Genomic DNA, 20,832 nt, shown 5'->3' on the forward strand with positions numbered 1-20,832 from the left:
ATGACAATCTCTTTATACGATCGCTATCTACAGGCCAAGCAGCAGCATCCGGAGGAGTTCGCCAGAGATCTGGCAAAGCGACTTTCGGTCAGCGAAGCGGAACTGACCCACGCGCGCGTGGGCCACGATGCCCGACGCCTGAACGGCGACGACGTTAGAGCGCTGCTGGCGGCGCTTGAAAGCGTCGGTGAAACCAAGGCCATCACCCGCAACGAATATGCGGTGCACGAGCAGGTGGGAAGCTACGCCAATCAGCACCTCAGCGGCCACGCCGGGCTTATCCTGAACCCGTATGCGCTGGATCTGCGCCTGTTTCTCAACCACTGGCGCTTCGCCTTCACCCTGACGGAACAAACGGCGCGGGGCGAACGCCGCAGCATTCAGTTTTTCGACGAGTACGGCGACGCGCTGCACAAGGTCTACATGACGGAAAACACCGACGCGTCGGCGTGGCAAAAAGTCATCGATACGTTCTTACAGGACGACAACCCTGCCCTGACGCTACTGACGGCGGAACCGGCCAAATCGGAAAAAGCGCAGAAAATCGACGAGCTGGCCATTGACCGCGAATGGCGCGAGATGACCGACGTCCACCAGTTTTTCACCCTGCTGCGCAAGCATAACGTCACGCGCCAGCAGGCCTTTGCGGCAGTAGACAACGACTTGGCCCGGCGCGTCGACAATCAGTCCCTGCGACAGCTGCTGGACATGGCCAAGCGCGACGCCAACGACATCATGGTGTTCGTCGGCAACCGCGGCTGCGTGCAAATCTTTACCGGCAAAATCGAACGGGTCGTTCCCCACGGCAGGTGGCTGAACATTTTCAACCGCGAGTTCGTGCTGCACCTGATTGAAGACGACATCGTCGAAAGCTGGATAACCCGCAAGCCGACCAAAGACGGCGTCGTCACCAGCCTTGAGCTGTTCGCCGCCGACGGTACGCAAATCGCCCAGCTTTACGGCCAGCGTACGGAAGGGAAGCCAGAACAGTCCCAGTGGAGAACGCAGCTCGATACGCTGCTTCAACAGCCCATGGTGTTTGCGTAAAGCGCGATGCTTGCATAAAGGGGCCTACATAAATAAGAGAGTCTTCATGAAGAAAGCTTTAGTAAAAACGGCGCTGGCTTTCGGCGCCCTGTTCAGCGCAGCGGCCTTTGCCGCCGAACAGCGGGTCATCAGCGTTGGCGGCGACGTGACGGAAATCGTCTACGCCCTGAACGCGCAGGGCGCACTGGTTGGGCGCGACTCGACCAGCCTAACGCCCAAAGCCGCCCAGAGCCTGCCGGACGTCGGCTACATGCGCCAGCTTAACGCCGAAGGGCTGCTCTCCCTGCGCCCGACGCTAATACTTGCCAGCGAGCTTTCTCAGCCTGCGCTGGCGCTGGAACAGGTGAAAAACGCCGGCGTGAATATCGTCAGCGTGCCCGGCACGCCGTCGCTGGAGACGGTAACGAAGAAGATCGCCGTCGTCGCTGACGCGTTGGGTAAAGAGCAGGAGGGCGAGAAGCTTATCGCAGACTTCAACCGCCAGCTGGCGGATTTGCCAAAAAAGTCACTGCCGACCAAGGTGCTGTTTGTGATGAACTACGGCGGCGGAGAACCGATGGCTGCGGGGCAGAACACCGCCGCCGAGGCCATTATTACGCAGGCGGGCGGCAAGAACGCCATGCAGGGCTTTAGCCGCTACCGGCCGCTGTCTCAGGAAGGCGTGGTGGCCGCCGCGCCCGACCTGCTGCTTATCACTACCACCGGCTTCCAAAGCCTGGGCGGCGAAGAGAAAATCTGGCAGCTTCCCGGCATTAAGCACACGCCCGCCGGGCAAAAGCATCGGCTACTGGTGGTCGACGACCTGGCGCTGCTGGGGTTTAGTTTGAAGACGCCGGCGGTGATGGGGGAGTTGCAGAGGGCGATGGAGGGGGAGTAGGGGAGTTTTGTTTTTTATTGAATTAACACGTAGATGAATCATCGTAATACCCGCGCCATTGGCTATACGCTCAGGCGCGGGATTTTTATTTTTTTACCGTATCGATGCATCCGAACGGCTTTGTTTATAGCTATTAACAGCCTTACAGGTTTCTTCAAGATCCTCCTGCCAGAGGATTTTTCCCTGCTCGTTTTTTAACAGAGTCATGGGATTATATTGACTACACGGGCCTTCCTGAGAAATATTATCCCTTGTGAGCGTTGCAATAACATGATTGTTATTATCTATATACATATCTCCCTTAACACCATTTTTTCTTACACGCCAAACGCCTTCATATATTGGCTGTCTAAACGAACGCCACGGAGTACCAATTTTGCTATATTCAAACGGAATAACCGTTTCGCCTTTTTTATCAATAACGCCCCACTTTTCATTATTATCAACGACAACGGCGAAACCATTATGGAATGCAGAAACATTGCGATAATTCATCCTGAATAGCTCTTTACCATACTCATCAAATAACGCCCACTCTGAATTTTTTTCTTCTCCTGTAAAGCGCTTAATCCAGATAACGCCATCGCTAAATTTACTGAGACGGCAGCGTTCAGAAATACGCCGTTCTTCCATTGATGGGAGTTTGACTACATAACAGCCTGCATTTTGTTGCTTTTGTACGATAACAGCATGTTCAGAAAACGAATAAGGTTCAACCGTCACCTGTGAGAGCAAAACTTCACCCCTCTCATTGAGAATATCGACAAGCCCTCTCATTCCTGAAGGGTCATAGCTCTTTATCCATCTGTTATTTGAAATCCAGTGGAAGCTTGTGTCCAAAGAGAAGGGAAAAAGTTCTTTACCTTTCTTATCGATGATAGTCGAATAAAACTCCCCTTCTTTTTTTACAGAAACGCTTGCATACCCTTGTTTAAATTCGCTTATAGATGAATAAATCGGTTCCAGAATCCATGTCCCGGTATGGATATCCATATATCCCCTTTTTACACCACTATCGGTGATCCTCAACGCACTTATCATTCCATCAGACACACCATAATCCGAATAATTTTCAGAGGACTTCAGTGCATGAATTAACGTACCACGGTAGTCATAAAGTGCATGGGCTTTTGCAGAAAACAGAAGATTATCAGCAATTTTAATTATCGATCCACGAGGAGGGACTTGGGGCGTACCAGAAATGGTGCCAACAACATTCCCGTCGGGATCCAGCACATCGGTATCACCATTTTCTTTTAATGCTAACCAAATATCCGGATATTTATCTATAACGTTATACTTTGCCGGTGTGACAGTTTTTCCATCTCGACTGATTAAACCACATTTATCAAATACCTCTGCGTTGCTAGAAACACAGGCACTGATAAATGGATAAGCATATTTCTTATTTTCTTTACTATTTTCGGCGTTGGCGATACTTCCCCAAAAGAAAATAATAACAATAGAAATCCATCTCTTTTTACTCATGCGCTTTCCCTCTTGGCGAATACCTTGGCTATAAAACTGCGATAGTATTAATCATATTTACTGAAACGAGAATTACATTAAGTGCTTTGCTGTTCTGTTGTCTATTCAGCACCGCGTATATCAATTCAGTTTTGACCATGCCGCAAATCTGGTGAGAAGCAGTAAATTACTTGTCGAGATACCCGCGCCATTATGGATAACGGCGCGGGAAACGCTTCTTAAAAAACACCTCACCTACCGCAATACCGAGAAGGCCAAATCTCCCCCGGCTCAACGCCCAGCGCCGCAGCAATCAACCTTTCCCCCTTCGGCCAGCGGCGCATCAGGGCGTTAGCCAGCGTGGAGGATGCCAGTCTTGCTGCGTTATAGCTCATCTCCATTGACGGGAACTATCCTATTATTGCCCACGCGTACCCAGCGCGGGGCCTTGAGTTCTAGCTGACTAGCCCGAACAGGAAGTCTGGCAGAGTTTGTTCTACGTCGGACGGTAACGCGGGTTTATCTTAAATAAAATTAATCAATACACACGAAGTTCCCTTCAGTGACGTCCAGTCGCCCAACCCCCAGCGAGTTACGTCGGAAATCCCCAGAAAATATATAATTATATTTATTGCTATCACAAACAAACTTATTAAATTTATCTTCTAAATTTCTATTTAAAAAATTTAACTTAATTTCTTTATTAAAATAATATTCATATTCACCACTTTCAGAATATATTATTTTATCCACTCTATATAAACTTAAACATTCTCCACAGGCATATTGCATATCATACAACTGTAAGGTGACATGATCTTCTACCTCACCATAACTGACAAGCTGCTTCAGTCGTTCATAATCCTTAGAGCATTCCCCCCTAGAATATTCATTCTCACATGCAACTAACATAATGACACAAGAAAATATAAACATTAAATCTCTTAGCATATTCATTCCCTAAATATTAATAATAGTTGCAGATGGTATATCGGTCATCCTCTCTGGTAAAAAATAGCTTCTTACCATTATGATATATCCTTCTTTCATCCTGCATATAACCATTTCCTTTCAAAGTTTTACGCAGATTTAGATTTTCTTGTGCTACGCGATCAATAACAACACATTTAATTTTTACTACATTAATCATATTTTATGAAAGTAATCGAATCAACAGATAATATACGAAGCTATTTATTAGGAAGCATTCAGCATTATGTAACCCGCGCCGCCGCCAATAACGGCGCGGGAAGCCTCTCTTAAAAAACACCCTACCTACCGCAATACCGAGAAGGCCAAATCTCCTCCGGCGCAACGCCCAGCGCTGTGGCAATCAGCCTTTCCCCCTTCGGCCAGCGGCGCATCAGGGCGTTAGCCAGCGTAGAGGATGTCAGCCCCGCTTCGCGTGAGACGGCGGCAAGCGAGGTGCCGCGCTTTTTCAGCGCCGCGATCACGTCGGCGGAATGCCAGTCCTGTTGGTTCATAACTCACCCCCATTGACGGGAACGACCCTATTGCCCATGCGCACCCAACGCGGGGCCTTGAGTTCCGCCGCGAGGTAGCTGACCAGCCCAAACAGCAGGTCTGACAGGGTTTGTTCTACATCAGGGGGAAGCTCCTGCTCGGTGAGGGTTTGAGACAGCGCCATACAGTAGCCGCACAGCTGTTCCGTATCGGGCTCGAAGCGTGGAAAAACGAGGGGATGAGCGTTAGTAATAAACAGGGATTCCAAATGAGGCGGGATCGGGTCGTTCTGCGTGGCCCTAGACACGCGAGGCAGGCGGTAAGCCGCTCGCAAAACGCGGAGCGCAGCCCCGGAAAGTCAAATTCGGCCTGAGCTTCGGCAAACTGTTCGCAGTAGTCGGCCAAAACGGTGAAGTCCGCATTGGGGTCAATAGAGAGTGTGAGTAACGGGTGAACTTGGGTTGGGGTTGTAGCCATGAGGCAGCCTCCGATGAGTCGTTAATATAACCACCACCGGAAATGCCAATTTCATAGGTGGCGGAACTGGACAGAGTTGGCATTACCGGCCTCATCGGGTACCGGCGCACCTAACGGCGCCTCCGTCCAGCCCACCATAGAGAAACGACAGTATATCGTTTCCAGAACCGGACGCGCGATACAAAAAAACGCTGATGCGCTTAATATCGCCGATGAAGTTTTCAGGATGCCAATCCCGTAACCTGATTTTGCAGGCTCAGTACGACGATACAGCGGCCTATGGCCCGCAGCAATAAAGGGAATTTAGAGTCTGGAGACGTCTCGCAAAATAGTAAATAAAGTAACGCCATTTATTTTCACTCTCAAAAAGGAAAATAAGGATTATTGAGACTTTTAGCCAGCATACATCCTCCATATCCCTATCATATTCGACTCGATATATTCCCTGGGAAACATGAATGAAAAACAGGAACAACGTCGCCGTGCTTATTGATGCTGAAAATATCAGTAGTAGCGTTATGCCAGACGTTATGGCGCTTATGGAAAAACTTCAATGCAGCCACATTATCAGAGCCTATGCGGACTGGACCAAATGCAACCTGAATAAATGGCAAGAAGCCGTGATTAATTATGGCATTAATCCGGTACACCAACCGTCTTTTGTATCAGGTAAAAATTCCTCTGATATTACGCTAACAATAGACGCCATGGATTTGATGTATTCCGGCCAATTCAAAACGTTTGTCTTAGTAACCAGCGACAGTGATTTTGTGCGCTTAATCATTCGACTAAAAGAATCCGGTTCTGACGTTATTGGTATTGGCGACAGTCGTTCTTCTCCTGCCTTCAAGTTTGCCTGTAGTCAGTTTTTCATGAAAGAAAGACCGAAAATTAAAGAAATTATCCCCTTAACCGTTGAGGAAAATTGCATTCTAAACATATGGCCGAATGCCGCTAGCGACTGGTTGTCCGTAAGTGAATTATCCCAACACTGGGTTGCTGCTGGATATCCATCAAAAAAAGGAAGGTTTCTAAAAATGCTTCAACAATATCCCCTGTCATTTTTATTGGAGAAAAATGGCACTTGCTGGAGAGTGAAACGCCAGAACAGTGAGATCCGCATTGGAGCAAACGGTAGTAGAAAGTAGCGAATGCGTTTAGGTTGAAATTGTAGCAATAAAAGGACCTCTTTTGAACGATAGTTGAACGATAATGTCGCCGATAAGACTTTCAGGATGCCAACCTCGTAGCCTAATCTCTTATACTCAAACGACGACACGGCGGCCTACGGCCCGCAGTAAGAAAGGGAATTTAGAGTCTGGAGGCGTCTTGCAAAATATAGAATATTGATGAGGATGATAACTTCTCACTCATGTCGATACACTCAATGCTATTTAAAACAGAGCAAGCCGTAAAAATTTTGAATATCAACTATCAGCCAATTCCTTTTTCTAAAATGAAAATCAATTATAAAGACGGGAATATCGAAAGACAGCTATCTTTAGATCCAAATAATTTCTTTGGATTCACTTTTCATGATGAATAAAACTGTGTCGTGAAAATGGCTATCCATTAATCAATTAAATACAGAGAAATGCCAAATGTGAGACAATAACAAATACCCGTTAAGTGGATAAGAAACTCGAAACCTATGAGCAGGCGCCTCAACAGAGATCACCGCAAGAAAATCAGAAACATCCCCCGCCGTATAAAAGCGCTTAATCGTTGGGCAGAAACCTTCCATAACCCAATCCGCGCCGTTTTTTCGGAAGATCAGCGCTACTGGAACTACAAAATACCTGTAGATTTCAATCTTGTTGAAGGAAAGCACAGCAAGCAGAAAACCAAGGCAGACTGCGCTCAAGCCTTAATCAATGCATGTTCTAATTTAATACTCGCAACGGCAAAATGGGATTACTGCCCTCGAATTACTGCTGTAATCTGCCTCCCGGACATGTTTAGCAGCGAAGTCTGCCTGTTCCGCTCTGAGGATTACTTTCAGGGTTTCATATCAGAAAGCAGCACTGAAAGGGGTTCATCAATACGTCTCAGGGAGCGTAGTCTAGCTAAAGAATGGGGACTTATTCTTCCAAAAGGTATTCAAGAATTAGGTATTGCATTTGAATACCACGGTAGTGACGACCCGGATGAATGGTTTGCAGGCGAGCACTGGTATTATGGCCAACTACAGTAATACAAACAGCCGTCAGCTCACGGTAAAAAAGAGAGGTCAAACGCGACAAAACAACAAATAAGGCAAGGTGAATAAAACCCCCGGAAAGAATAAAATATCTACATCCGCCACTCGATTAAACAGGAAGCCCTCTATGAACAAAACGTGGAAATGGCTGTTTAGTATCTCACTTAGCCTGTTTTTTTCCTTCCAGGCCGCCGCTCAGGTCGAAATGGAAAACCAGAAGATCCCCTCGCAGGGCATCTCTATCAACGTCCCCAAGGGCTTTACCCCAATGGACGAAGCGATGAAAAAGGTGAAATACCCGTCTGAAAACCGCCCCGCCGTCGTTTTTACCGATGAGCGCGGGAAGGTCAACGTTGCGCTAAGCGCGGGCAAAGCGCCGCTGAAGGCCGAGCAGCTAAACACCTATAAAGACTACATGCTTCAGGCCATGCGCAACTATCATCCGGCGGCGGAGAGCGTCACTATCGACGGCAATAGAAAGGCCTGGCTCATCCACTTCACTTCCAAAGCCATCGATACCGACATTCACAACGCGATGCTGGTAACGTCCTATAAGGACAAGATGGTGTTGGTAGCGTTTAACTGCACGGCTGACCTGTGGAGCACCTATAAGAGTTCGGTCAAAGCGTCGCTACTATCGATAAAGTTCGACGAACAGCCGGCCAACTAGCGAACCCCATAAAAAAGCCGCCGATGCTTATTATTTACGGCGGCTCTTTCAGTTTTGCTATGCCGGCTACTTCCTCGCCAGCATGCTCTCCACTTCATCCCCGCTCAGGTGGCGGAAGTTCTGCCCCTTCACGAAGTAGAAGATAAACTCGCAGATGTTCTGACAGCGGTCGCCGATGCGCTCGATGGAGCGGGCGCAGGCCAGCGCGGTCAGCACGCTGGGGATGGTGCGCGGGTCTTCCATCATGTAGGTCATCAGCTGGCGGATAATACCTTCATACTCCAGGTCGACCTTTTTGTCTTCCCGGTAGATGCGAACGGCTTCGTCGATGTCCATGCGTGCGAAGGCGTCCAACACGTCGTGCAGCATCTGCACGGTGTGGCGACCGAGCGACTCCAGATTCACCAGCAGCGTCTTGTGCTGTTGGGAGAACTTCTCCAGCGCCATACGGCAGATTTTATCCGCCACGTCGCCAATCCTCTCAAGCTCGGAGACGGTCTTGGTGATCGCCATAACCAGACGAAGATCGCTGGCGGTGGGCTGGCGCTTGGCGATGATGCGCACGCACGCCTCGTCGATCTCGATCTCCATCTTGTTGACCTTGTGGTCGTCGTCGATCACCCGCTGCGCCAGCGCCTCGTCGGCCTGATGCATCGCGTTGATGGCGTCCGTCAGCTGCTGCTCCACCAGCCCGCCCATTACCATCACCTGCGTGCGGATGTGCTCCAGCTCGGCGTTAAACTGGCCGGAAATATGCTTGCCTAAGTTCAGGTTTTCCATGTTTATTCCTCATTTATTTACACCGAATACTTCGCGCCTGCGGCGCAAAACATAGCGTGTAAAATCAACCATAGCGGCCAGTAATGTAGTCTTCAGTCTGCTTCTTGCTCGGCGTAGTAAACATCATGTCGGTATTGGAATACTCGATAAGCTCGCCCAGGTACATAAACGCCGTATAGTCCGAGCAGCGGGCGGCCTGCTGCATGTTGTGGGTGACGATCACCACCGTGTAGTCCGACTTCAGCTCGCTGATAAGCTCTTCGATGCGCCCGGTGGAGATCGGGTCCAGCGCCGAGCAGGGTTCGTCGAGCAGCAGCACTTCCGGCTTAATAGCGATGCCGCGCGCAATGCACAGGCGCTGCTGCTGACCGCCGGACAGGCTGTAGCCGCTCTGGTTCAGCTTGTCTTTGGTTTCATCCCACAGGGCGGCCTTGGTCAACGCCCACTGCACGCGTTCGTCCATCTCGGCGCGGGAGAGCTTTTCAAACAGGCGCACGCCGAAGGCGATGTTGTCGTAAATCGACATCGGGAACGGCGTCGGCTTTTGGAACACCATCCCCACCTTGGCGCGCAGCAGCGCGACGTCCTGACCGTTGTTCAGGATGTCTTCGCCGTCCAACAGGATTTGCCCGGTGGCGTTTTGCTCCGGATACAGCTGATACATCTTGTTAAAGGTGCGCAGCAACGTGGACTTGCCGCAGCCGGACGGGCCGATAAAGGCCGTCACCTGATTTTTGGCGATGTCGAGGGAGATATCCTTCAGAGCGTGAAACTTCCCGTAGTAAAAATTGAGATCGCGCACCTGAATTTTGCTTTCGTAAGCATTGCTTCCCATAGGCGTCATGACTTCCTCTCTCCTAGTATTTCTTTTTGGCGAAAACGACACGCGCCAGAATGTTCAGTAACAGTACGCACAGCGTAATCAGCAGTACCCCGGCCCAGGCCAGCTGTTGCCATTCGGCAAAGGGGCTCATGGCAAACTTGAATATCGTCACCGGCAGGTTGGCTATCGGGTGCGACAGGTCAAGGCTCCAGAACTGATTCGACAGAGCGGTAAACAGCAGCGGCGCGGTTTCGCCGGCAATGCGGGCAATCGCCAGCAGCACGCCGGTAATGATGCCTGAGGTCGACGCCTTCAGCGTCAGCGACAGGATAATCTTCCACTTGGGCGTGCCGAGTGCGTAGGCGGCTTCACGCAGGGTGTCCGGCACCAGGCGCAGCATGTTTTCGGTGGTGCGAACCACAATCGGCACCTGCAGCAGCGCCAGCGCGACGACGCCCGCCCAGCCGGAGAAGCGCTCCATCTGGGTGACAATCAGCATATAGACAAACAGCCCGACCACGATCGAAGGCGCGGACAGCAGAATGTCGTTGATAAAGCGCACCGTCGACGCAAACCAGGACTTACGCCCGTATTCCGCCAGATAGATACCGGCCATAATGCCCAGCGGCGTGCCGATAACCGTCGCCCACAGGATAAGCAGGCCGCTGCCGGCCAGGGCGTTGGCAAGCCCGCCGCCTTGGGTATTGGGCGGCGGCGTCATTTCGGTAAACAGCGCCAGCGACATGCCGTCGATGCCCTTGGTGAAGGTAGAGAACAGTATCCAGACGAGCCAGAACAGGCCAAAGGCCATCGCCAGCATGGACACCAGCAGCGCCATGCGGTTTTTCTGGCGGCGCCACGCCTGCATGTTGCGGCGGGTCGCTTCGCGGGTGGCGGCTTCAGATCTTACGATGCTCATCCTAGCGCCCCTCATTCTTGTTTAAACGTAAAATCATCAGTTTGGACAGCGACAGTACGATAAAGGTGATAACAAACAAAATCAGCCCCAGCTCCATCAGCGCGGCGGTGTGCAGCCCAGACTCCGCTTCGGCGAACTCGTTGGCCAGCGCCGAGGTAATGCTGTTGCCCGGCATAAACAGCGAGAAGCTGTCGAGCTGGTAGGTGTTGCCGATGATAAAGGTCACCGCCATGGTTTCCCCCAGCGCCCGGCCGAGGCCCAGCATCACGCCGCCAATCACGCCGTTTTTGGTATAGGGCAGCACGATGCGGCGGATAACCTCCCAAGTGGTGCAGCCGATGCCGTACGCGGACTCTTTGAGAAGCGTCGGCGTCTGCTCGAACACGTCGCGCATCACCGCAGCGATGTAGGGAATAATCATGATGGCCAGGATCACCCCGGCGGCCAGAATGCCGATGCCGAAGGCCGGGCCGGAGAACAGCGTGCCGATAATGGGGATATTCGCCACCACGTCGTTAACCGGCTGCTGGAAATATTTGGCAAACAGCGGCGCGAAAATAAATAGCCCCCACATGCCGTAAACGATGCTGGGGATCGCCGCCAGCAGCTCTATCGCAATCCCCAGCGGGCGCTTGAGCCAGCCGGGCGCAAGCTCGGTCAAAAACAGCGCGATGCCGAAGCTCACGGGCACGGCTATCAGCAGCGCGATAACGGAGGTGACTACCGTGCCGTAAATCGGCACCAGCGCGCCGAACTCATCGGCGGGAGCGTCCCATTCCTTGCTCCACAGAAAGCCGATGCCGAATTTCTGAATGCTGGGCCAGGAGGCGATAATCAGAGAAACGATAATGCCGCCCAGCAGTAAAAGCGTAATCAGCGCAGCCAGTTTAACCAGCGCGCTGAAAATAATGTCGCCCTGTTTCCCTGGCGCTTTTATCATCGGCTTATATTCCGCCATTGGGTCTCCCTGTGAGTGGGTTAACGCCCTCTCAAAGCGAGAGGGCGGCTACAAGATAATTAGTAAATCGGCTTACCGCTGGCGTCTTTAATCTGGGTTTTCCAGGCGCTGCGAACTTGCTCAACCACAGCGTCAGGCAGTACGGCGTAGTCCAGCTCTTTGGCCTGCTTGCCGCCCTTGGCGTAGCCCCAGTCGAAGAACTTCAGCACTTCGGCGCCGCGCTTGGCGTCTTTCTGGGTTTTATGCACCAGAATGAAGGTGGTGGAGGTAATCGGCCAGGCGTCTTTGCCCTTTTGGAACGTTAAGTCCTGCGCGAACGACTTGGACCAGTCGATGCCCTTGGCGGCAGCGCTGAAGGATTCCTGAGTTGGGCTGACGACTTCACCGTCGGCAGAAACCAGCTTGGTGTAGGCCAGGTTGTTTTGCTTGGCATAGGCGTATTCCACATAGCCGATAGAGCCCGGCAGGCGCTGTACGAAGGCGGCGATGCCGTCGTTGCCCTTACCGCCCAGACCGACCGGCCACTTCACGGTAGAGCCGACGCCCACTTGCTCTTTCCACTCGGGGCTGACTTTCGCCAGATAGCTGGTGAACACGAATGAGGTGCCGGAGCCGTCTGCACGGCGCACGACGTTAATCGCCAGGTCCGGCAGCTTCACGCCCGGGTTCAGCTTGGCGATGGCCGGATCGTTCCACTTCTTCACCGTGCCGAGATAGATATCGCCCAGCGTTTTGCCGTCCAGCGTCAGATCCCCTGACTTGATGCCTTCAAGATTAACCGCCATGACGACGCCGCCGATAACGGTCGGAAACTGGAACAGATCTTCTTTTTCTAAACGGTCGTCAGCCAAGGGGGCGTCCGATGCGCCGAAGTCGACGGTATTCGCGTTGATTTGCTTAACGCCGCCGGATGAACCGATTCCCTGATAGTTAATGTTGTTTCCATTCTCTTTTTGGTAGCTGTCCGCCCACTTGGCGTAAACGGGAGCCGGGAAGGTCGCGCCCGCGCCGGTGATGTTTTCAGCGGCCATGGCGGTAAGCGCAGTCATTGAAACGGTAGCGGCAATACCGAAAGCGAGCGTCGTACGTATCAGTTTCATGATTCCTCCTAAAGGAACGCTGGGACTCTGTTGCAAGCAAACTTCAGATGATTAACGAGTACGCTGGAAACAATAAGACCGTTTGATGACAGTATAATGTCGGCTCTATTACAGTTTTATGACAGCCGGCGTTTTGCGATAAAAATACCTTTTTTCACAATAGTGGCAAATTGCCATTAAATTCCATTGACCAATATAGTGTCTTTATGCCACTATATGACCTAAATAATTCAAGTTGCAGGAAGGCGGCAAGGGAGTGACAAATTCGTCGGGAACGAATTTGACCAGCCGAAGGCTGGCCTCCGGTGAGAGGCAGGAGCCTCTCATTAATCCCGATGAGCTTACATAAGTAAGTGATTCGGGTGAACGAGCGCAGCCAACGCACATGCAGCTTGAAGTATGACGGGTATATAAAACACCGGGTAGGAGCTACCCTTAAAGGGCAGGGAAACTGCCAACGTGCTGGACAGACCGGCGCGTGACGTCAATTGATTGGAGGATTTCCATCATGCACAACCTGATACTCAACAGCGATTCTTACAAAACCTCTCACTACCTTCAGTACCCGGCGGGTACCGAATACATCTCCAGCTATATTGAGTCTCGCGGCGGCGTTTACCCAAAAACGCTGTTTTTCGGCCTGCAAATGTTCATCAAGCAATACCTGATGACGCCCATCACCCTGACGGACATCAACGAAGCCGAAGAAATGATGGCCCTGCACGGCTTGCCGTTTAACTACGACGGTTGGATGTACATCCTGCAGGCGCACAACGGCTACCTGCCGCTTGAAATCGAAGCCGTACCGGAAGGAACGCTGGTGCCGACTGGCAACGTGCTGGTTCAGGTTATCAATACCGACCCCAAATGCGCCTGGTTAACCAGCTATATAGAAACGTCGCTGCTGCGCGCCGTTTGGTATCCGACGACGGTGGCGACCATCTCCAAAGCCTGCCACAGCCTGATAGCCCGCTATTTACAAGACACCGCCGACTCGCTTGACGGCCTGCCGTTCAAGCTGCACGACTTCGGCGCCAGAGGCGCAAGCTCCGAAGAAAGCGTCAGCATCGGCAGCCTGGCCCACTTGGTCAACTTTATGGGCACCGACAGCCTGGCGGCGCTGGTCAGCGCCAAGCGCTTCTACCACAGCCCCATGGCCGGATTCTCCATCCCCGCCGCCGAGCACAGCACCATCACCAGCTGGGGCCGTGAGGGGGAAACCGACGCCTACGCCAACATGCTCAGGCGCTTCGGCGGAAAGGGGAAAACCGTCGCGGTGGTCAGCGACTCCTACGACCTTTGGAACGCTATCGACAACATCTGGGGCGGCAGCCTGAAGTCTCAGGTGGAAAACAGCGGCGGTACGCTGGTTATTCGCCCCGATTCCGGCGAACCGGTCGCTATAGTTAACGAAGCGATTGAGCGCCTGATGGCCAAGTTCGGCTTTCGCGTCAACGACAAAGGCTACAAGGTGCTGCCGGACTTTATTCGCATCATTCAGGGCGACGGCATTTCAGCGTCCTCTATCGCCGCCATTCTGCGAGAAATGAAAAACCGGCGGCTGAGCGCGGAAAACGTGGCGTTCGGCATGGGCGGCGAGCTGTTGCAAAAGGTCCACCGCGATACGCAGAAGTTCGCCATGAAGGCCTCCGCCGTCTGTATTAACGGACAGTGGAGAGACGTTTATAAAGATCCGATAACCGACAGCGTCAAGCGCTCCAAAAAGGGCCGACTGGCGCTGATTAAAGAAAACGGCGAGTTTAAAACCGTCGCGCGGGACGCCGTTTCCCCATCGGAAAACCTGCTGGTACCGGTTTACCGCGACGGCCAGCTTATCGTTGACGATACGTTGGACGCCATTCGCCAGAGGGCGGTGCAGGATTGTATTGTTGTCTGATAGTACTACCATTCTAATAATAAAAGGCCTTAAGAAAAATCTTCTGGCCTTTTTATTTAATTATATTAGATATATTAGTATTGGTTGTTTTTTATACAAAAATCCATTTTGAAAAATATTTTTATTTTTTAAAAATAAAACATACCATTCACAAAAAAACAAACAATCAACATACAAATAAAATAAACATTAAAAAAACAAAAAAGTTGCTTTAAATATAAAAGACCAAAAGTGGACTTTTTATAAAACCAAAACAAACTTACAATAACTAAGAAAATTTATTATTTAAAATAAATATTATAAGAGTAATTCCTTATTTTGAATTATTTCAAGGAGTTCATTAATGGAACTAAACGTCTTTCAATGGAAGAAAAAAGCGCTATCTCTTGCTATACAGATCTCTGTACTTAGCGCCCCTTTCAGCATCAATGCAGCACCTCAGGTTACAGCTACCTCCGGCCAGGTTAAAAACTTTGATACGTTAAGCTGGAACGGGGTCAGTACCGGCATGGTTATGCAAAGCAAAAATAAAGGTTCGGAAATTAACGTAACCGGTACGGGAACGTTCAATTTGAGTTCCGGTGTGCGGCTATTTGAAGCAATAGATGGCGGCAGCGTTACCCTTACCGGCGGGGGAACAATCAATCTGCAAAACACCAGAATGGGCTATCTTAATAGTCCCGTTTATAGCACGCTAGACACCATCGGCGGCATATTTCATATTAAAAACTACGAAATCAACGTTGATATGAGCGGTATGACGGGAGACACCGCGGCTTTAGAACTTAGCAACATTACGCGCACGACACTTTCTGGAGAACACCGAATGGAAAATGCAACGGTAAAGTTTCAGGGAAATGGCGCAGAAAGAGCTCGCTTTATCCATGCTACCGGCGTCAACCTGACTCTGCTTAATACGGAGATTGAAGCAAATAACGGCGGCGGCGCTGTCTCGATAACCTCAATGAACAATGTTCCATCAAACGTGTCCATTATCGGAGGGAAGTACTACGGAAGCAATAACTACAACCTTATAAATGGTACAGGTGACAACATCGGCAAGCGTGGTTCAATAATACATATCGCTGGCTCAAGCAATGTTACTTTAGATGACGTTTACGTCAGCTCCGATGATGAAGATAACGCTATGCAGCTGATAGCGGCAAACCTGATAATAAAAAATTCAACAATTTCAGGCGGTAACGCGGGGATATTTTCATACAACGGTCAAGCAACTATAACTTCCAGTAATAGTTTTATCGAAGGCCGTAATGGCTCCGCCATTTTGTTAACCGGCTTCCAAACAAACAGAAGCGATATCCTGTCGTCCACAAACGATATTTTTACAGGAAAAAACGGTTTCCGAGTTGAGATATATGGAAAAATTGACGCCACGTTAAGCCATTCTCTTATTCAAGTGGATGACGCGGCCTTTAGCATCGATAAGCAAGGTTCACTTTTTCATTCGGCAAAAATAGACGTTCAGCTTAAGGACAATAGCCGAATCGAGGCCACAGATGCGTTCAAAGTTAGCAGTTTATCTTCTATAATCAACGCCGATATATACAATTCACAGGTAAATACGCGTGGTAAAGTAGCCCTAGCGGAAGGCGGTGGACAAATTGTTCTACGCGCTAACGCATCTACCCTTCGCGGCGACCTGTTGGAAAATGATGACGTTGAAGACAGTACGCTCACTGCAGTATTAAACAACGGCTCATCCCTTACCGGGAAATCCGCCAACGTCAGCAGCATTTCGTTAACGAACTCAGCCTGGAACGTCACGGCGAATTCTTCCGTCACTGATATGTATAACAACGTCGACGGAAACATCGTTTTTGTGTCTCCAACGAATGAAGCTCTGGCTTCCGACTACAAAACCCTGCTTGTTAACGGTAACTACTCTGGAAACGGCAGCATGCACTTCAACACGCGTCTTGGCGACGACAATTCACTGACTGACCGCATGATCGTACACGGTAGCACCTCCGATACAACACAGGTATACGTCAACAATGCCGGCGGTTCAGGCGGACTGACCAATAACGGTATTCTGCTAATTCAGGTCGATGGCCAGTCAGACGGCGTTTTCTCACTCAGCAACCGCGTCGTGGCAGGCATGTATCAGTATGATCTATTTAAAAATACAGGGAACGGCAGTTGGTACCTGTCCAGCTCTGTCGATCCTGACTGGGTAGAGCCGACGCCGAGTCCGAGTCCGGCTCCAAGCTCCAACACGACTCCAACACCTTCAAACAGTACGACCGACAGGCTCATCGCGCCGGAGAGTGGCGTTTACGCCCACAACATGACCGTCGCAGCCGGCATGTTCCGCCACACTATGTATGACCGTATGGGCGCCGTGCACAATACCTACGGCAGTACCGAAGGCGACCTTCAGCCCGGCATGTGGATACGCACCGTCGGTACCCACACCGACAGCAAGGGCGGCGGCAGTCAGCTTAATATCGACACCGACACTACCGTTGTTCAACTCGGCGGCGACGTTGCCCAATGGACCAACGGCGATGAACGCCTGTTTATGGGCCTGATGGGCGGATACGGCCGCAGCACTATTCACGCCAAAAACTCCCTTAAGCCTTACACCAACAGCGGCATTAAAAACACCGCCAGCGGCTCCGTTGAGGGCTATCACGTCGGCGCCTACGCCACTTGGCTTGGCAACCAGTCTACCCTCAGCGGCCCCTACGTCGACAGCTGGGTTCAATACGGCTGGTTCGACAACAGCGTACAGGGCAACGGCAGGGCAAAAGAAAGCTATGACAGCCGCGGCCTGAGCGCCTCCGTTGAGACAGGCTACGCCTTCAACGCCGATGAAAACGAAACCTTAAGCTGGATGCTGGAACCTCAGGTGCAGGTTATTTACAGCCGCTACCGCGCCGACGACTTTAACGACGCCAACGGCACTCGCATCAACGATGGCAAGGCCGACGGCTTCACGACTCGGCTTGGCGCTCGCTTTTACAGCCGCAGCAAGCCGGGAAAAGAGGCTATCCAACCCTTTATGGAAGTTAACTGGTGGAACGACAGCGCACAGGGAAGCCAGCGTTTCGATGGCGAGAAGCTGAGCGACGGCGTGCCGAATAACAGCTATGAGCTAAAAGGCGGCGTTCAAAAAAGTATCGCCAAAGGCTGGCAGGTTTGGGGACACGTTAACGGAATTATGGGTAAAGACAGCTACAGCACCTACGGCGCTATGCTGGGAGTAAAAGCGCAGTTCTAGCCTTAGGTCGTTCTATTGATAAACGGGGGCTTTTGGCTCCCGTTTTCATATCCCTCTCTAAATTTTCTTACTAATGAAGATTTGTCTTCCCTTTTCCTTGATGTGAAAACCCAGGTTAATTAGTATTCTCGCCTTCGCTAATTAAACTAAAAAAATACGACTATGGATAACGCACAACATCAGGGAACGCCAGAAGGCAACTCCCCGGACCTCATCCGCGCCAATAAGCGCAGCAGAATGCCCGATACGCTTATTATTATTTTCTTTATCGGCATTTTTGTTTCGGCACTGACCTATTTCATCCCCGTCGGCACGTTCCAGATTAAAGAGGTTCACTATCTGGTCGAAGGTGTGGAAAAAACCCGTAAGGTCATCGACCCCACCTCCTTTGCCTATTCCGTCGACGACGCCGGTCAGACGGTGTTCAAGAAGATAGCGCTGTTCGCCAGCGGCGATGGCGTCGGCCTGCTTAACTTCCCGTTTGAAGGGCTGGCCTCCGGCGATAAGTACGGTTCGGCGATCGGTATCATCATGTTTATGCTGGTTATCGGCGGCGCGTTCGGCGTCGTGATGCGAACCGGCACTATCGATAACGGCATCTTGCGGCTTATCGATAAAACCCGCGGCAACGAAATTATTTTTATCCCGGCCATGTTTTTCCTGTTCTCTTTGGGGGGCGCAGTGTTCGGTATGGGCGAAGAGGCGATTGCCTTCGCCATTATTATTGCCCCGTTGATGGTCAGGCTTGGCTACGACAGCATTACGACGGTGATGGTGACCTACGTCGCCACTCAGGTCGGCTTCGCCACCTCGTGGATGAACCCCTTTAGCGTCGTGATAGCGCAGGGGATCGCCGACGTGCCGGTGCTGTCCGGCTCGACGCTGCGCATCGGCCTGTGGCTCGGATTTACGCTGTTTGGCATCATCTTTACCATGGCCTACGCGCGCAAAATCAAGCGCGCGCCGGAAAAGTCCTACAGCTACCACAGCGACAGCTACTTTCGCGAGCGCTCAACTCAGGTTAAAAAGACGGACTTTGGTTTGGGCTACTGGCTGGTGCTGCTGACGATTGTCGGCATTATGGTGTGGGTCGTTTGGGGCGTAGTGGTTCACGGCTGGTACATCCCGGAGATTGCCGGGCAGTTTTTCGCCATGGGGGTGATTGCCGCCGTCATCGGCGTGCTGTTCAAGCTCAACAACATGACGGCCAACGACGCGGCCGACGCATTTAAAGATGGTGCAACGGTGATGATCGCCCCTGCGCTGCTGGTCGGCTTCGCCAAGGGCATTATGCTGCTTATCAGCGGTTCGGGCGCGACCGATCCGAGCGTGCTGAATACCGTACTCAACGGCACGGCGGGCGCTATCAGCGGAATGCACGACTCCTTCGCAGCCTGGTGCATGTACGCGTTCCAGTCCGTATTTAACTTCTTCGTCCCGTCAGGCTCCGGTCAGGCGGCGCTCACCATGCCGCTAATGGCGCCGCTGAGCGATCTGATTGGCGTAACCCGTCAGGTGTCGGTACTGGCGTTCCAGCTGGGCGACGGATTTACCAACGTGGTTATCCCAACCTCGGCTTCGCTAATGGGCACGCTCGGCGTATGCCGCGTTGACTGGGGTAACTGGATCCGCTTCAGCTGGCGCTTCATGCTGTGGCTGTTTATCTTCTCCAGCATTGCGGTGATCGGCGCTCAGATGGGTGGCTACGCGTAATTTCAGAAGATTCCGGGAAGCGAAAGCTTCCCGGAATTTCTTTATCCCGTCCCCAGCATGTGCTGAATAATAAAGTAGTGATCTTCAAACATCACCTGCGGGTCAAGCTCGCTAAGCGGCACCCAGCGGGCGGCTTTGGCGTCATCGCCTCCTTTCACCTTCGGCAGTGCGGTATCGGGCGCAAGCTCAATGTAGAACGCATGGGTAATGGTTCTGCCTCTCGCCGAGCGGTAGGGCGCATCGTACACGCCCTGCTGTCTTATAGACCCTTTGAGCACCGGCGCGGGCACCTTGAGCTTGGTCTCTTCACGCAGCTCTCTTAAGCAGGCCTCCAGCAAGCGCTCACCCTGATCGACAAAACCGCCCGGCAGCGCCCACAGGCCCTTGCCGGGGCTGGCCCGACGTTCGATAAGCAGAATATGGCCGGACTGGATAACCACTGCGTCCACGGTAACGAATACTGGTGGATAGGGCGCCGCCTTCCAGGCTTCGCGATACTTTTTGATGAAGGTGATTTCATCGTGAATCTGGCCATAGCCGGAGCCGTTCTGTGCAAAGCTCACCAGATAGTCGGCCACCGGGGGCGGTAAAATCTCGCCGCTAACCAATTCATCAACCACCCGCCGGGGCTCATCGGTAAAAAAGGCCTCCCTCAGGGGCGTCGCGCTGATGTCGCGCACGCTGTCGATGCTAACGCTGTGCCACTGCGGGAACAGGCTCAGATAAAAGCCGGTGCTGTCTTTCCTGTGGCCAATCAGCGCCACCTTAGCCGGGCGGTGAGGGAAAAGATGGTGAGCGGTCACTAATCCGTTAACCGTCGACTGAACGTTGCGCACCCACAGCTCGTCGTTATACATGACGTCCATCAAAGGCAGGCAGAACAGACGGGCGTTTTCTTCGTGCGTCAGGCAGCGGCGGATCATCTCTTCGCGCTCCTGGTGGGTCCACGGGTTACGAGGGCTTCTCGGTTCCCAGGCGGAGCCGATCAGCACGATCATCTTCTCCGCCTGATTAAGCCCTTCGCGAACCACCTTCAGATGGCCGTGGTGGAAAGGCTGGAAGCGACCGATAAAAACGGTGAAATCATAGGGTTTCGTCATCTTGCAAGCTCCTTGCAAACGGGGTATCGCGAGGCGTCTTTCGCTTCGCTTATTAAAGCGCGCCTTGATATTGGCGCCCGATGATCTTATTATTGG

The 20,832-nt window shown here is 51.7% G+C and carries 19 protein-coding genes and 1 pseudogene; 8 read left to right on the plus strand and 12 right to left on the minus strand.

Annotated elements, in window-relative coordinates:
• Entirely contained in the window at positions 1–1,047 is a 1,047-nt protein-coding gene (locus G544_RS0106590; protein ID WP_027273858.1) for a hemin-degrading factor, read from the plus strand.
• Positions 1,048–1,093: 46 nt separating this feature from the next.
• Positions 1,094–1,924 (plus strand): heme/hemin ABC transporter substrate-binding protein, encoded by an 831-nt coding sequence (locus G544_RS0106595; RefSeq protein ID WP_027273859.1) that lies wholly within the window; start codon positions 1,094–1,096, stop codon positions 1,922–1,924.
• 93 nt (positions 1,925–2,017) lie between these two features.
• Here the strand turns inward: G544_RS0106595 and G544_RS0106600 are convergent, their stop codons facing one another.
• The 6 genes and pseudogenes from G544_RS0106600 to G544_RS22695 form a co-directional block, all read right to left on the minus strand.
• Entirely contained in the window at positions 2,018–3,412 is a 1,395-nt protein-coding gene (locus tag G544_RS0106600) for a WG repeat-containing protein (protein WP_027273860.1), read from the minus strand.
• Between the two features lie 230 nt (positions 3,413–3,642).
• Positions 3,643–3,771: pseudogene (locus tag G544_RS21620) on the minus strand (helix-turn-helix domain-containing protein); the annotation flags it as partial.
• Between the two features lie 154 nt (positions 3,772–3,925).
• The gene (locus tag G544_RS0106605) at positions 3,926–4,342 is read right to left on the minus strand and encodes a hypothetical protein (RefSeq protein WP_027273861.1); all 417 of its coding nucleotides are present in this window, start codon (positions 4,340–4,342) and stop codon (positions 3,926–3,928) included.
• 320 nt (positions 4,343–4,662) lie between these two features.
• Positions 4,663–4,875, minus strand: a complete 213-nt coding sequence (locus G544_RS0106610) for a helix-turn-helix domain-containing protein (RefSeq protein WP_027273862.1) — start codon at positions 4,873–4,875, stop codon at positions 4,663–4,665.
• Positions 4,872–5,162 carry a hypothetical protein gene (locus tag G544_RS22635; RefSeq protein WP_309297258.1) on the minus strand — a complete coding sequence of 97 codons (291 nt, stop codon included), beginning with the start codon at positions 5,160–5,162 and terminating at the stop codon, positions 4,872–4,874. Before G544_RS22635 ends, G544_RS0106610 begins: the two co-directional genes overlap by 4 nt.
• A gap of 221 nt (positions 5,163–5,383) precedes the next feature.
• Positions 5,384–5,635 (minus strand): ash family protein, encoded by a 252-nt coding sequence (locus tag G544_RS22695; protein ID WP_161624112.1) that lies wholly within the window; start codon positions 5,633–5,635, stop codon positions 5,384–5,386.
• 155 nt (positions 5,636–5,790) lie between these two features.
• Here G544_RS22695 and G544_RS21270 point away from each other — a divergent pair, with 155 nt between their 5' ends.
• The 3 genes from G544_RS21270 to G544_RS0106635 all read left to right on the plus strand — a co-directional run bounded on the left by G544_RS21270 (position 5,791) and on the right by G544_RS0106635 (position 8,202).
• Complete coding sequence (locus G544_RS21270) at positions 5,791–6,480, plus strand: NYN domain-containing protein (protein WP_051155607.1); 690 nt, start codon at positions 5,791–5,793, stop codon at positions 6,478–6,480.
• Positions 6,481–6,983: 503 nt separating this feature from the next.
• Positions 6,984–7,526, plus strand: coding sequence for a DUF3916 domain-containing protein (locus tag G544_RS0106630; RefSeq protein WP_027273863.1), 543 nt, complete (start codon positions 6,984–6,986; stop codon positions 7,524–7,526).
• Between the two features lie 211 nt (positions 7,527–7,737).
• A complete protein-coding gene (locus tag G544_RS0106635; RefSeq protein ID WP_051155614.1) occupies positions 7,738–8,202 on the plus strand; it encodes a hypothetical protein in 465 nt (154 codons plus the stop codon).
• Positions 8,203–8,268: 66 nt separating this feature from the next.
• Here the strand turns inward: G544_RS0106635 and phoU are convergent, their stop codons facing one another.
• The 5 genes from phoU to pstS form a co-directional block, all read right to left on the minus strand.
• Complete coding sequence (gene phoU / locus G544_RS0106640; protein ID WP_027273865.1) at positions 8,269–8,982, minus strand: phosphate signaling complex protein PhoU; 714 nt, start codon at positions 8,980–8,982, stop codon at positions 8,269–8,271.
• A 64-nt stretch (positions 8,983–9,046) separates the two neighbouring features.
• Positions 9,047–9,817, minus strand: coding sequence for a phosphate ABC transporter ATP-binding protein PstB (gene pstB, locus G544_RS0106645; RefSeq protein ID WP_036023543.1), 771 nt, complete (start codon positions 9,815–9,817; stop codon positions 9,047–9,049).
• Between the two features lie 22 nt (positions 9,818–9,839).
• Positions 9,840–10,724 (minus strand): phosphate ABC transporter permease PstA, encoded by an 885-nt coding sequence (gene pstA / locus G544_RS0106650; RefSeq protein ID WP_027273867.1) that lies wholly within the window; start codon positions 10,722–10,724, stop codon positions 9,840–9,842.
• Between the two features lies 1 nt (position 10,725).
• Complete coding sequence (gene pstC / locus G544_RS0106655; protein ID WP_027273868.1) at positions 10,726–11,682, minus strand: phosphate ABC transporter permease PstC; 957 nt, start codon at positions 11,680–11,682, stop codon at positions 10,726–10,728.
• A 59-nt stretch (positions 11,683–11,741) separates the two neighbouring features.
• A complete protein-coding gene (gene pstS / locus G544_RS0106660; protein WP_027273869.1) occupies positions 11,742–12,782 on the minus strand; it encodes a phosphate ABC transporter substrate-binding protein PstS in 1,041 nt (346 codons plus the stop codon).
• Between the two features lie 508 nt (positions 12,783–13,290).
• Between pstS and G544_RS0106665 the strand changes: the two genes are divergently transcribed.
• From G544_RS0106665 to yfcC, 3 genes are all read left to right on the plus strand, one after another.
• Complete coding sequence (locus G544_RS0106665) at positions 13,291–14,679, plus strand: nicotinate phosphoribosyltransferase (protein WP_036023431.1); 1,389 nt, start codon at positions 13,291–13,293, stop codon at positions 14,677–14,679.
• A 343-nt stretch (positions 14,680–15,022) separates the two neighbouring features.
• The gene (locus G544_RS0106670; protein ID WP_027273871.1) at positions 15,023–17,923 is read left to right on the plus strand and encodes an autotransporter family protein; all 2,901 of its coding nucleotides are present in this window, start codon (positions 15,023–15,025) and stop codon (positions 17,921–17,923) included.
• A 237-nt stretch (positions 17,924–18,160) separates the two neighbouring features.
• The gene (yfcC, locus tag G544_RS0106675) at positions 18,161–19,636 is read left to right on the plus strand and encodes a putative basic amino acid antiporter YfcC (RefSeq protein ID WP_027273872.1); all 1,476 of its coding nucleotides are present in this window, start codon (positions 18,161–18,163) and stop codon (positions 19,634–19,636) included.
• A gap of 41 nt (positions 19,637–19,677) precedes the next feature.
• Here the strand turns inward: yfcC and G544_RS0106680 are convergent, their stop codons facing one another.
• On the minus strand, positions 19,678–20,736 hold the full coding sequence (locus G544_RS0106680) for a bifunctional nicotinamide-nucleotide adenylyltransferase/Nudix hydroxylase (protein WP_027273873.1): 1,059 nt from the start codon (positions 20,734–20,736) through the stop codon (positions 19,678–19,680).
• Positions 20,737–20,832 lie beyond the last annotated feature (96 nt).

This window comes from Leminorella grimontii ATCC 33999 = DSM 5078 (genome assembly GCF_000439085.1).
Lineage (GTDB): Bacteria > Pseudomonadota > Gammaproteobacteria > Enterobacterales > Enterobacteriaceae > Leminorella > Leminorella grimontii.

Bases quoted from the DNA above. Each gene is read 5' to 3' on its own strand.
- G544_RS0106680 (WP_027273873.1), bottom strand. From the start codon at position 20,736: ATGACGAAACCCTATGATTTCACCGTTTTTATCGGTCGCTTCCAGCCT.
- pstS (WP_027273869.1), bottom strand. From the start codon at position 12,782: ATGAAACTGATACGTACGACGCTCGCTTTCGGTATTGCCGCTACCGTT.
- yfcC (WP_027273872.1), top strand. From the start codon at position 18,161: ATGCCCGATACGCTTATTATTATTTTCTTTATCGGCATTTTTGTTTCG.
- phoU (WP_027273865.1), bottom strand. From the start codon at position 8,982: ATGGAAAACCTGAACTTAGGCAAGCATATTTCCGGCCAGTTTAACGCC.
- pstB (WP_036023543.1), bottom strand. From the start codon at position 9,817: ATGGGAAGCAATGCTTACGAAAGCAAAATTCAGGTGCGCGATCTCAAT.
- G544_RS0106590 (WP_027273858.1), top strand. From the start codon at position 1: ATGACAATCTCTTTATACGATCGCTATCTACAGGCCAAGCAGCAGCAT.
- G544_RS0106605 (WP_027273861.1), bottom strand. From the start codon at position 4,342: ATGCTAAGAGATTTAATGTTTATATTTTCTTGTGTCATTATGTTAGTT.
- G544_RS0106610 (WP_027273862.1), bottom strand. From the start codon at position 4,875: ATGAACCAACAGGACTGGCATTCCGCCGACGTGATCGCGGCGCTGAAA.
- G544_RS0106600 (WP_027273860.1), bottom strand. From the start codon at position 3,412: ATGAGTAAAAAGAGATGGATTTCTATTGTTATTATTTTCTTTTGGGGA.
- G544_RS21270 (WP_051155607.1), top strand. From the start codon at position 5,791: ATGAAAAACAGGAACAACGTCGCCGTGCTTATTGATGCTGAAAATATC.
- G544_RS0106635 (WP_051155614.1), top strand. From the start codon at position 7,738: ATGGAAAACCAGAAGATCCCCTCGCAGGGCATCTCTATCAACGTCCCC.
- pstA (WP_027273867.1), bottom strand. From the start codon at position 10,724: ATGAGCATCGTAAGATCTGAAGCCGCCACCCGCGAAGCGACCCGCCGC.
- G544_RS0106670 (WP_027273871.1), top strand. From the start codon at position 15,023: ATGGAACTAAACGTCTTTCAATGGAAGAAAAAAGCGCTATCTCTTGCT.
- pstC (WP_027273868.1), bottom strand. From the start codon at position 11,682: ATGGCGGAATATAAGCCGATGATAAAAGCGCCAGGGAAACAGGGCGAC.
- G544_RS0106665 (WP_036023431.1), top strand. From the start codon at position 13,291: ATGCACAACCTGATACTCAACAGCGATTCTTACAAAACCTCTCACTAC.
- G544_RS0106595 (WP_027273859.1), top strand. From the start codon at position 1,094: ATGAAGAAAGCTTTAGTAAAAACGGCGCTGGCTTTCGGCGCCCTGTTC.
- G544_RS0106630 (WP_027273863.1), top strand. From the start codon at position 6,984: ATGAGCAGGCGCCTCAACAGAGATCACCGCAAGAAAATCAGAAACATC.